The organism is Streptomyces sp. NPDC102514 (assembly GCF_055584525.1).
This window is the reverse complement of sequence record NZ_JBVJLW010000009.1, coordinates 233,134-245,024: the sequence shown is the minus strand read 5'-3', so window position 1 is coordinate 245,024 and position 11,891 is coordinate 233,134. Positions and strand designations below refer to the sequence as shown.

The window sequence follows — 11,891 nt, the reverse complement described above, 5'->3', positions numbered from 1 at the left end:
TGTGGTCAGGCCCCTGCCTTGCTGAGGACTGTGGGCGCTTCCGCTTCCTCGTGGAATTCGAGCTGGCGCCGCCGGTTGGGGATGAGGCCTTCCGGTCGGAAGCGCATCAGCAGGACGAGCGCGAGGCCGAAGGCGAGGAGCTGGTAGTCGCCGAGGAACTGGAGCTTGGCGGGGATGAGGTAGAGCAGTGCGGCGCCGACGAGGGGGCCGCTGATGGTGCCCATGCCGCCGAGGACGACCGCTGCGAGCAGGAAGGCCGAGTTGGGCGGGACGACGTGGGCGAACTGGTACTGCTCGGGTGTCACGGTGTAGGTGACGTGTGCCTGTACGGATCCTGCGAGGCCGGCGAGTGCGGCGCCGAGGGCGAAGGCGATGAGCTTGACGCGGAAGCCGTTGATGCCCATGGCGAGCGCGGCGGTCTCGTCCTCGCGGATGGCGACCCAGGCGCGTCCGATGCGGGAGTCTCCGCTGCGGCGGAAGACGATCACGACGATGAGCGTGATGAGGAGCATCAGGAAGAAGTAGTTGGCGAACCGCGCGATGGTGAAGCCGGCGATGGTGTGTTCCTGGCCGAAGTCGAAGCCGAGGATGTTGAGGTTCGGGATCGACGAGATGCCGTTGGAGCCGTTGGTGATGTCGGGTCCGCTGGTGCCGTCCATGTTGAGGACGCCGATGCGGAAGATCTCACCGAAGCCGAGGGTGACGATGGCGAGGTAGTCGCCGCGCAGTCGCAGGGTGGGGGCGCCGATGAGGACGCCGAAGACCATGGCGACGGCCGCGCCGAGGAGGGCGGCGGCCCAGAACGGCAGGTGGATGTCGAAGGGTGAGGAGGGGGAGCCGGAGACCATGGCCGCGGTGTAGGCGCCGACGCCGAGGAAGGCGACGTATCCGAGGTCGAGGAGTCCGGCGAGGCCGACGACGATGTTGAGGCCGAGGGCGACGGTGGCGAAGATCAGGATGTAGACGCCGATGGTCGCGTACTGGTCGTCGGACTGGGTGAAGGGGAATGCGGCGGCGGCGACGAACGCGCCGAGCATGGTGATGTTGCGGTGCTTGGCGGTGAGGGAGGAGACGCGGTTGACGAGTCCTGCCTTGGCCGCTGCGGCGAAGCCGAAGCCCGCGGTGATCAGGAAGCCCACGAACTGTTCGTCGTACTCGGTGCCGATGCCGTAGGTGAAGACGATCAGGCCGAGGCTGAGCGCGGCGATGATGATCAGGATCTCGGCGTACGCGGGGAGCTTGTGGGCCGGGGCCTTGGTGGTGCCGGAGGCGAAGGCGGCCTTGACGACGGTGCGGTTGTGGCGCGCCTTGTGGCGGAACTGCTCCCAGGCGGTGTCTTCGGGGTCGAAGGGGTCGGGAGCGGGGTGTTCGAAGGGCAGGGAGAGCGCGCCGAGGGTGGCCGCGAGGGTGGCCACGGCCGCGACCCAGCCGCCGGGTTCGAGGTTGGCGAGGCCGCCGAGTTCGGAGCTGATCGCGAGGATCGTGTACCAGGCGGTGGCGAACGCGGCGAGTGAGGCGAGCTTGATGGCGCTGTCGGCGCCGGCGGGTGTCAGCCAGCGCAGGCCCTTGACGCCGTAGGAGGCGAGGGCGAAGAGCGTGGTGAGGACGCCGCCGATGAGGACGAGGACCTGGAGGCCGCCGGGGTAGCCGTAGACGGTGAGGTCGCCGGGGAAGGCGGAGGTCCAGGTCCAGGCGAGGAACGTGGAGATGATGGTGAGGACGCCGCCGCCGGTGGCGAGGGCGCGTCCGATGTGGGGCGGGATGCCGATGAGGCCGCTGGTGTTGCCGACGGGTCCCTCGGGGGGTGCCTCGGGCGTCTCGGGCGTGTTGGTCTCTGTGGTCATCGGTGTCACGCCCTGTCCGCGACGCGCTCGCCGAGCAGGCCCTGTGGCCTGAAGAGGAGCACGAGGATGAGGAGTACGAAGGCCCAGACGTTGGCCCAGGACTGGCCGCCGAGCTGTTCCATGCCGGGGACGTCGGCGATGTAGGCGGTGGCGAGGGTCTCGGCGAGGCCGAGGACGAGGCCGCCGATCATGGCTCCGTAGATGTTGCCGATGCCGCCGAGGACGGCCGCGGTGAAGGCCTTGAGGCCGAGGATGAAGCCCATGCGGAACTGGACCTGGCCGTACTTGAGGCCGTAGGCGACGGCTCCGACGGCGGCGAACACGGCGCCGAGGGCGAAGGCGACCACGATGATGCGGTCGGTGTTGATGCCCATGAGCTTGGCGGTGTCCGGATCCTGCGCGGTGGCCTGCATGCCGCGGCCGGTGCGGGTCTTCATCACGAAGAAGGCGAGGATCGCCATGCTGATGGGTGCCGCGATGAGCAGGAAGATGTCACCGGTCTGGATGGTGACGTCACCGATCTTGAAGGGGCCGCCCTCGATCTCGGGGAAGTTGATGGACTGCTTCGCGTCCGGGTACCACGCCCACACGGCCTGCTGGAGTGCGAGGGAGAGGCCGATGGCGGTGATGAGGGGGGCGAGGCGTGGCGCGGTGCGCAGCGGCCGGTAGGCGAACCGTTCCGCTCCCACGGCGACGGTGGTCGCGGTGATGACGGCTCCGAGGAGCATCAGGGGCAGTGCGATCCACATGGTGGTGCCGTCGGGCAGTACGTACAGGTAGACCGTGAGTGCGCCGAAGCCTCCGATCATGAAGATCTCGCCGTGGGCGAAGTTGATGAGCTGGACGATGCCATAGACCATCGTGTAGCCGATGGCGACCAGCCCGTACATGGATCCCAGTAGCAGGCCGTTGACCAGCTGCTGCGGCAGTTCGTTCACCGCATGTCCTCCGAGACGTTCGGATAGTCGAGGGGTGTGACCGGATGTGAGTCCGCGCGGGGCGCTTGTACTGCGGCGCCCCGCGCGGCTCAGGTGGTGGTGCGGGTGTGGATCAGCCGGTGTAGGTGCCGGACTTGATGGCCTTCCAGTCGCCGCCCTCGACGGAGTAGACGGTGAGCTGCTTGTTGGTGGTGTCGCCGTATTCGTCGAAGGAGACCTTGCCGGTCACTCCGTCGAACGAGACGTTCTGCACGGCCTCGGTGATCTTGGCACGGGCGTCGTCCGGGAGCTTGCCGTCGTTGTCCTCGACGACCTTCTTCACGGCCTCGATGATCGCCCAGCCGGAGTCGTAGGAGTAGCCGCCGTAGGCCTCGAAGGCCTCCTTGTAGCCGGCCGCCTTGTAGTTGGCGACGAACTCCTTGGCGGAGGGCAGCTCCTCGACGGGCGCGCCGACCGAGGTGGCGAGGTCGCCCTTGCCGCCGGCGCCGGCGAGCTTGATGAAGTCGGCGCTGTAGATGCCGTCACCGCCGACGAGCGGGATCTTGACGCCCGCGGCCTTGATCTGCTTGCTGAGCGGGCCGGCCTGCGGGTACTCGCCGCCGTAGTAGACGACGTCGGCGCCGGAGCTCTTCACCTGGGTGACGACGGCGGAGAAGTCCTTGGTGTCGGGGTCGATGTGCTGGGTTCCGACGACCTTGCCGCCGAGCTTCTTGAACTCGTCGGTGAAGGTGGCGGCCAGGCCGGCGCCGTAGGTCTTCTTGTCGTCGATGACATAGACCTTCTTCTTCTTCGCGTCGTTGTAGACGTACTGCGCGGCGAACGGGCCCTGGATGGCGTCCGTGGTCGCGGTGCGGAAGTACGACTTGTACGTGCGAACCTTCTTGGTCTGCCAGTCCGTGCCCTGGGTGAGGGTCGGGCCCGTGTTGGCGGGCGAGATCTCGACGAGCTTGGCGTCGTCGAAGACCTTCTGCATGGACTCGGCGACCGAGGAGTTCAGCGGGCCGACGACACCGACGACGTCCTTGTCGGCGACGAACTTGACGGCGTTCTGCTGGCCCGAGGAGGGCTGCGCCTGGTCGTCGAGGGCTTCGACCTTGAAGGTGACGCCTTCGACGGTCTTCTCCTTGTTGGCCGTCTTGGCGGCGAGGTCCACGGAGTTCTTGATTCCGAGGCCCAGGGCGGAGAGGTCACCCGTCAGCGGGGCGTCGACACCGATGACGACGGTTTTGTTGCCGCTGCCGGAGTCCGAGCCGCCGTCGTCGTCGCGAGAGCCACAGGCGGTGAGGGTGAGTGCTCCCGCCGCCAGCGCGGCGGTGATGGCGATGAGCGAACGTTGACGCACGATCAGCAGTCCTTTCCCTGGCACGGCCGTTCCTCGTGGAACGGGCCGAGTCGAGCGCTGGGCCGAAAATTCTTCGAATCCTATGGCGCGGTGACTGGCCGTGACTCTAAGCGGGTGGAGGGAACGTGGAGGAGAGTCTGAAGAAGGATGTGACGCTCTTGTTATGACACGAGGTAATGCAGAGCGGTACTCGGTGGGTGGATGGGCGGAATTACAGCCGATTCGTCCGGTCCACATTGTGAGAACCCGCAGATCGTGCGGCGGTCATTTCAGCAGCGTTCTAGCGGTTTGCTAGTGACGGCCGGTCGTTGCTGCAGGCTACTTGCAGGGCGTCGGACAGGTCGTGTGCATACCGCTCACCCAGGATGTAGCTGTGGTCTTCTATTGCGCGCGTATTACGCAGAGTTACGTCCAGGAAAGGAAGTCCGGCGTTCCTCGGCGTATTCGCGCATTCCGTGACATTCATAGTGACAATGATCTTGTGGCCGAAACCCGTCCTTGTGCGGAAGGGTGGTTTGGGCACCGATGTCAGATTGAGCCCGGCGTAGGGCTGGGAGATCTCCTCGACGGTGACGGTGGGGCCGGACAGCGCGGTGACCCGTACCGCGAAGGTGAAACTGCCCCTGGGCGCGTTCGCCGGTGAGCCCTCCTGGCCCAGGTAGTCGATCTCGACGACCTGGGACGGGTACGGGCCGACGGCGGGCGGCGGTGGCTGCGGCCGGGTCGCGTAGAGGTAGCCGCCGCCCGCGAGGAGGACGGCCGTCGCCGCGGACGCGAGCACGGCACGGCGGTGCCGGGCGTAGTAGAGAGCCGCCGGATGCCCCTGGGGCTGCTCGTGGCCGGCCGGCGGGGGAGGCCCGAGGTCGTCCCACGCGCGTGTTCCCTCGCCCGGTTCGACCGGGCCGACGCCACTCAACTCCAGGGCCCTTCCGTCGGATTGCCGTTGCGGTACCGCTGCTCGCAGCGCTCACGCGCGGTGCGGTCGATCAGGTCTCCTGCCGCCTGGGCGCCCTCGCGCCTCTTCTCGGCCCTGGCGGCGTCCACGACGTCCATCAGGATCTCGTACTGCCCGTCGGACAGGCCCATGGACTGGTAGTCGCCGTAGGTGTCGTCGTCCAGGACCTTGCGCGACCAGTGCGCGACGAGACGCGCGCACAGGTCCTCGGGCGGGGGCGCCGGGGGCGACGACCGCGTGCCGGGGGCCGTGCGCGTGCCCTCCGGTGCGCCGATCGTGCCGCTCTGCGTGCCGGACCCGCCGCACCCGGTCGCGCCGGCGGTCAGGGCGCCGGTCAGGAGCGCCAGTCCGAGCACCGGCCCCCGCCAGGGGGCCCCGCCCGTTCCCATGCCCTGACGCTAGGCCGCCGGGTGCCCGGGATCAACGCCCCCGCCGGACAACGCTTTTCGGACGGGTCCGGCCGGCGGCTCAGCCGGTGGCGCCGACCCGCTCCGCGTCGCTCGGCCGCACATCGCGCAGCAGGCAGGTCAGCCGGGCGCTGCACACCCGCCTGCCGTCCTCGTCGCTGATCACGATCTCGTACGTGGCTGTCGAGCGGCCGCGGTGCAGGGGGGTGGCCACGGCGGTCACGAGGCCGGACGTGGCGCCCCGGTGGTGGGTGCAGTTCAGGTCGACGCCGACGGCGATCTTGGAGCTGCCGCCGTGCAGCATGGCGCCGACCGAGCCGAGGGTCTCGGCGAGCACGGCGGAGGCGCCGCCGTGCAGGAGTCCGTAGGGCTGGGTGTTGCCCTCGACGGGCATGGTACCCACGACGCGGTCCGCGGAGGCCTCGACGATCTGGACGCCCATACGGGCGCCGAGGTGTCCGGCGGAGAACATGGCGACCAGGTCCACGCCGAGTGCCGAGTACTCGTCGATGACCTCTTGCGGGAACTTCACGTGGTGCTGCTCGCCCATGGGTCCGTATTCCTTACGTCGTCGGTCGTGCGGCCGGAGCCCGTGTCCGGAACCTGCGTCTAAGCGAACGCTCAGTTGGTTGTCGATTGTTCCAGACGGACGACGACGGACTTGCTGGCGGGCGTGTTGCTGGTGTCGGCGGTGGCGTCCAGCGGCACCAGGACGTTCGTCTCCGGGTAGTAGGCGGCCGCGCAGCCGCGGGCCGTCGGGTAGTGCACGATCCGGAAACCGGCCGCGCGACGCTCCACCCCGTCCTTCCACTCGCTGACCAGATCGGTGTACGAACCGTCGGCGAGACCCAGTTCGCGGGCGTCCTCGGGGTTCACCAGGACGACCCGGCGGCCGTTCTTGATGCCCCGGTAGCGGTCGTCGAGGCCGTAGATCGTGGTGTTGTACTGGTCGTGCGAGCGCAGGGTCTGCAGGAGCAGGCGGCCCTCGGGGAGCTTCGGGTACTCGACCGGCGCTGCCGTGAAGTTGGCCTTGCCGGTGGCGGTCGGGAAGCGGCGCTCGTCGCGCGGGGCGTGCGGGAGGGCGAAGCCCGCCGGATCGGCGACCCGGTTGTTGAAGTCGTCGAAGCCCGGCACCACGCGCGCTATGCGGTCGCGGACGGTCGCGTAGTCCTTCTCGAACTCCTCCCAGGGGGTGCGGGAGTCCTCGCCCAGGACCCGGCGTGCGAGCCGGCACACGATGGCGGGCTCGGACAGCAGCTGCGTGCTCGCGGGGTCCAGCCGGCCGCGGGAGGCGTGCACCATGCCCATGGAGTCCTCCACGGTCACGAACTGCTCGCCGCCGCCCTGCAGATCGCGCTCGGTGCGGCCGAGGGTGGGCAGGATCAGGGCACGCGCGCCGGTCACGGCGTGCGAGCGGTTGAGCTTCGTCGACACGTGCACGGTGAGGCGGGCGCGGCGCATCGCGGCCTCGGTGACCTCGGTGTCGGGGGAGGCCGACACGAAGTTGCCGCCCATCGCGAAGAAGACCTTGGCCTTGTCGTCGCGCATCGCGCGTATGGCGCGTACGACGTCGTAGCCGTGCCCGCGCGGCGGGGCGAAGCCGAACTCCTTCTCCAGGGCGTCCAGGAAGGCGGGCGCGGGGCGCTCGAAGATGCCCATCGTGCGGTCGCCCTGCACGTTCGAATGGCCGCGCACCGGGCACACGCCCGCGCCCGGCCGGCCGATGTTGCCGCGCAGCAGCAGGAAGTTGACGACCTCGCGGATCGTCGGCACGGAGTGCTTGTGCTGGGTGAGGCCCATCGCCCAGCACACGATGGTGCGCTTCGAGGCGAGGACCATGGACAGCGCCTCGTCGATCTGCGCGCGCGTGAGGCCCGTCGCCGTGAGCGTCTCGTCCCAGTCGGCGGCACGGGCGGCCTCGGCGAACTCCTCGTAGCCGTGCGTGTGTTCGCCGACGAACTCCTCGTCGACGGCTCCCTCCGTCTCCAGGACGAGCTTGTTCAGGAGACGGAAGAGGGCCTGGTCGCCGCCGATGCGGATCTGCAGGAACAGGTCGGTGAGGGCCGCGCCCTTGAACATGCCCTGGGGGGTCTGCGGGTTCTTGAAGCGCTCCATGCCCGCCTCGGGCAGCGGGTTCACCGTGATGATCCGCGCGCCGTTCGACTTCGCCTTCTCCAGGGCGGAGAGCATGCGCGGGTGGTTGGTGCCCGGGTTCTGCCCGGCCACGATGATCAGATCCGCCTGGTAGAGGTCGTCCAGCAGGACGCTGCCCTTGCCGATCCCTATCGTCTCGTTCAGCGCGGAGCCGGACGACTCGTGGCACATGTTCGAACAGTCGGGGAGGTTGTTCGTGCCGTACTCGCGGGCGAACAGTTGGTAGAGGAACGCCGCCTCGTTGCTGGTGCGACCCGAGGTGTAGAACAGCGCCTCGTCCGGGGAGTCGAGGCCGGTCAGCTCCTCGGCGATGATGTCGAAGGCACGCTCCCACGGCACCGCCTCGTAGCGGTCGGCGCCCTCCGCGAGATACATGGGGTGCGTGAGGCGGCCCTGCTGGCCCAGCCAGTAGCCGCTGCGGGTCGCGAGGTCGGCGACCGGGTGCGCGGCGAAGAAGTCCGGAGTCACGCGGCGCAGGGTGGCCTCCTCCGCGACCGCCTTCGCGCCGTTCTCGCAGAACTCCGCCGTGTGCCGGTGCTCCGGCTCGGGCCAGGCGCAGCCCGGGCAGTCGAAGCCGTCCTTCTGATTGACCCGCAGCAGCGTCAGCGCCGTGCGCTTCACACCCATCTGCTGCTGGGCGATGCGCAGGGAATGTCCGACGGCCGGCAGTCCGGCCGCAGCATGCTTCGGTTCCGCGACCTGCGGTGCGTCCTGAACCGGATCACTCTGGGGCGGCTTGCCGGCCATGTCGGCCTCCTCTTCGAGCACATGTGTGAGGTACGTCTCCGATCCTCGCACGTGGTACCGACACGGATCCTGTCCCGGTCAGGAGAACGGGCGCGAACGGGCGAGGAGAGAGGGGGGAACCGGGGAGAACCGGCACGCGGACACCATCGTGGGCGGCGGGGCGGGACCGACTGTCAGTGGGGCGTGGCAGGATCGGGGGTGTGGCAGAGACAGCATCGAAGAAGACCGAGAAGACCTCCGGCGGGGGACGCCCGCGGCTGATGCTCATGGATGGGCATTCGCTGGCGTACCGCGCGTTCTTCGCGCTGCCCGCGGAGAATTTCACGACGGCGACGGGCCAGCCGACGAACGCGATCTACGGCTTCGCGTCGATGCTCGCCAACACGCTGCGCGACGAGTCGCCCACGCACTTCGCGGTGGCGTTCGACGTGTCGCGCAAGACGTGGCGCTCCGAGGAGTTCACGGAGTACAAGGCGAACAGGTCGAAGACGCCGGACGAGTTCAAGGGCCAGGTCGAGCTGATCGGCGAGGTCCTGGACGCGATGAACGCCGAGCGGTTCGCCGTCGACGGCTTCGAGGCGGACGACATCATCGCCACGCTCGCCACGCAGGCCGAGGCCGAGGGCTTCGACGTGCTGATCGTCACCGGCGACCGCGACTCCTTCCAGCTGGTCTCCGAGCACACCACCGTGCTCTATCCGACCAAGGGCGTCTCCGAGCTGACCCGGTTCACCCCGGAGAAGGTCTTCGAGAAGTACGGGCTGACGCCGGCCCAGTACCCCGACTTCGCGGCCCTGCGCGGCGACCCCTCCGACAACCTGCCGGGCATCCCCGGCGTAGGTGAGAAGACCGCCGCGAAGTGGATCAACCAGTTCGGTTCGTTCGCGGAGCTGGTCGAGCGCGCCGAGGAGGTCAAGGGCAAGGCCGGGCAGAACTTCCGCGACCACCTGGACGCGGTCAAGCTCAACCGCCGCCTCACCGAGATGGTGCGTGACGTCGAGCTGCCGAAGACGGTGCCCGACCTGGAGCGCGCCGCGTACGACCGCACGGCCCTCGCGATGGTCCTGGACACCCTGGAGATCCGTAACCCCTCGCTGCGCGAGCGGCTGCTGGCCGTCGACCCCGGGGCGGAGGAGACCGAGGACGCGGCTCCGGTCGCCGCGGGCGTGGCGGTGGACGGCACGGTCCTCGACGCCGGCGAGCTGGGCCCCTGGCTCACCGAGCACGGCACGACGGTCCTCGGCATTGCCACGGTCGACACCTGGGCGCTCGGCACGGGATCGGTCGCCGAGGTCGCCCTCGCCGCCGCCGACGGGGCGGCGGCCTGGTTCGACCCGTCGCAGCTCGACGAGAGCGACGAGAACGCGTTCGCGCGCTGGATCTCCGACGCCGACAACCCCAAGGTGCTGCACAACGCCAAGGCCGTCATGCGGGTCTTCGCCGAGCACGGCTGGAGCGTCGCGGGCATCTCCATGGACACCGCCCTCGCCGCCTACCTCGTCAAGCCGGGCCGGCGCTCCTTCGACCTGGACGCGCTGTCCCTGGAGTACCTCGGCAGGGAGCTGGCGCCCGCCGCCACCGCCGACGGACAGCTCGCCTTCGGCGCCGACGAGGGCGCCGAGGCCGATGCGCTGATGGTGCAGGCCCGCGCCGTCCTCGACCTGGGCGAAGCCTTCGGGGAGCGACTGAAGGAGGTCGGTGCGGCCGATCTGCTCCAGGACATGGAACTGCCCACCTCCGAGCTGCTCGCCCGCCTGGAGCGGCACGGCATCGCGGCGGACAGGGCCCACCTGGAAGCCATGGAGCAGATGTTCGCGGGCGCGGTCCAGCAGGCCGTGAAGGAGGCGCACGCGGCGGTCGGGCACGAGTTCAACCTCGGCTCGCCCAAGCAGCTCCAGGAAGTCCTCTTCGGTGAACTGGGCCTGCCCAAGACGAAGAAGACGAAGACCGGCTACACGACGGACGCCGACGCGCTCGCCTGGCTCGCCGCCCAGACCGACCACGAACTGCCCGTCATCATGCTCCGCCACCGCGAGCAGGCGAAGCTCCGGGTCACCGTCGAGGGCCTGATCAAGACGATCGCCGCGGACGGCCGCATCCACACCACCTTCCACCAGACGGTCGCCGCCACGGGCCGCCTCTCGTCGCAGGACCCGAACCTGCAGAACATCCCGGTCCGCACCGAGGAGGGCCGCGCGATCCGCCGCGGCTTCGTGGTCGGCGAGGGCTTCGAGTCCCTCATGACCGCCGACTACAGCCAGATCGAACTGCGCGTGATGGCCCACCTGTCGGAGGACGAGGGCCTTCTGGCGGCCTTCACCTCCGGCGAGGACCTGCACACCACCGTCGCCTCCCAGGTGTTCTCCGTGGAGCGCGACGCCGTCGACGCGGAGATGCGCCGCAAGATCAAGGCGATGTCGTACGGGCTCGCGTACGGGCTGTCCGCGTTCGGGCTCTCCCAGCAGCTCAACATCGACGCGGGCGAGGCGCGTGGCCTGATGGACACGTACTTCGAGCGCTTCGGAGGGGTGCGGGACTATCTGCGCCGGGCGGTCGACGAGGCGCGGGCGACGGGGTACACGGCGACGCTCTTCGGACGCCGCCGCTACCTTCCCGACCTCAACAGCGACAACCGGCAGCGGCGCGAGGCCGCGGAGCGGATGGCGCTGAACGCGCCGATCCAGGGCACGGCCGCGGACATCGTCAAGATCGCGATGCTGAACGTGGACAAGGCTCTGCGGGAGGCCGGGCTGACGTCCCGGATGCTCCTCCAGGTCCACGACGAAATCGTCCTGGAGATCGCTCCCGGGGAGCGTGCGCGGGCGGAGGAACTGGTCCGCCGGGAGATGGCCGCGGCGGTGCGGTTGCGCGCGCCGCTGGATGTCTCGGTGGGCTCGGGCCCGGACTGGGAGTCGGCAGCGCACTAGCTCCGCTGGGGCCGGCTTCTTCATCTGCGGCCCGGTGGGGGCGGGCCGCGCGGTTCCTCGCGCCCCTGGGTCGGCCTGGGCGGCGGCCGGAGATCGCCTGTGGGCCCGGCGGGGGCTGGTCGCGCAGTTCCCCGCGCCCCTGGGTGGGTTCGGGTGTGGCCTGGTAGTCCCGTGCGGGTCGTGTGTGGCTGATCGCGCAGTTCCCCGCGCCCCCGGGTGGGGGCCGGAAGGCTGGTGCGGGTGCGTTGTGGCTGGTCGCGCAGTTCTCCACGCCCCTGTGGTGGCTCGGCGTGGGTCGTCTCGTGCACGCGGAGACGAAAGACCGGGGCGCAGCCCCGTCTTTCAGGGGCGCGGGGAACGGCGCAGTCTTTTTGCTCTTGAGGGGCGCGGGGAACGGCGCAGTCCTTTCGCTCTTCAGGGGTGCTGGCAGCGGGGCAATCCTTCGCCCTTCAGGGGCGCGGGGTACTGCGCGGCCCGCCCCCGCCGGGCCCGCAGGCGGAACGCGGCCGATCGCAAGCCCCGTCACCCGCCTGGACCCCGACCAGGCGCCCCCCGACGGAGCCCCCGCCAGGATGCG

The 11,891-nt window shown here is 69.5% G+C and carries 8 protein-coding genes; 1 reads left to right on the top strand and 7 read right to left on the bottom strand.

Features of this window, described 5'->3' with window-relative positions:
• Window positions 1–5: 5 nt before the first annotated feature.
• The 7 genes from ACZ60E_RS24190 to ACZ60E_RS24160 form a co-directional block, all read right to left on the bottom strand.
• On the bottom strand, window positions 6–1,844 hold the full coding sequence (locus tag ACZ60E_RS24190; protein ID WP_384808153.1) for a branched-chain amino acid ABC transporter permease: 1,839 nt from the start codon (window positions 1,842–1,844) through the stop codon (window positions 6–8).
• 5 nt (window positions 1,845–1,849) lie between these two features.
• Window positions 1,850–2,782, bottom strand: a complete 933-nt coding sequence (locus tag ACZ60E_RS24185) for a branched-chain amino acid ABC transporter permease (protein WP_307541485.1) — start codon at window positions 2,780–2,782, stop codon at window positions 1,850–1,852.
• A gap of 112 nt (window positions 2,783–2,894) precedes the next feature.
• Window positions 2,895–4,124: a branched-chain amino acid ABC transporter substrate-binding protein gene (locus tag ACZ60E_RS24180; RefSeq protein WP_384808155.1), complete on the bottom strand. Its 1,230-nt coding sequence runs from the start codon at window positions 4,122–4,124 to the stop codon at window positions 2,895–2,897.
• Between the two features lie 280 nt (window positions 4,125–4,404).
• Window positions 4,405–5,040 carry a Tat pathway signal sequence domain protein gene (locus ACZ60E_RS24175; RefSeq protein ID WP_384808157.1) on the bottom strand — a complete coding sequence of 212 codons (636 nt, stop codon included), beginning with the start codon at window positions 5,038–5,040 and terminating at the stop codon, window positions 4,405–4,407.
• Window positions 5,037–5,468 (bottom strand): hypothetical protein, encoded by a 432-nt coding sequence (locus ACZ60E_RS24170; RefSeq protein WP_469443025.1) that lies wholly within the window; start codon window positions 5,466–5,468, stop codon window positions 5,037–5,039. Before ACZ60E_RS24170 ends, ACZ60E_RS24175 begins: the two co-directional genes overlap by 4 nt.
• A 79-nt stretch (window positions 5,469–5,547) precedes the next feature.
• Window positions 5,548–6,036, bottom strand: coding sequence for a PaaI family thioesterase (locus ACZ60E_RS24165; RefSeq protein ID WP_384808161.1), 489 nt, complete (start codon window positions 6,034–6,036; stop codon window positions 5,548–5,550).
• A 71-nt stretch (window positions 6,037–6,107) separates the two neighbouring features.
• Window positions 6,108–8,387: an FdhF/YdeP family oxidoreductase gene (locus ACZ60E_RS24160; protein ID WP_384808163.1), complete on the bottom strand. Its 2,280-nt coding sequence runs from the start codon at window positions 8,385–8,387 to the stop codon at window positions 6,108–6,110.
• Between the two features lie 200 nt (window positions 8,388–8,587).
• Here ACZ60E_RS24160 and polA point away from each other — a divergent pair, with 200 nt between their 5' ends.
• Window positions 8,588–11,314, top strand: a complete 2,727-nt coding sequence (polA, locus tag ACZ60E_RS24155) for a DNA polymerase I (protein WP_469443022.1) — start codon at window positions 8,588–8,590, stop codon at window positions 11,312–11,314.
• The last annotated feature ends 577 nt before the right edge of the window (window positions 11,315–11,891 follow it).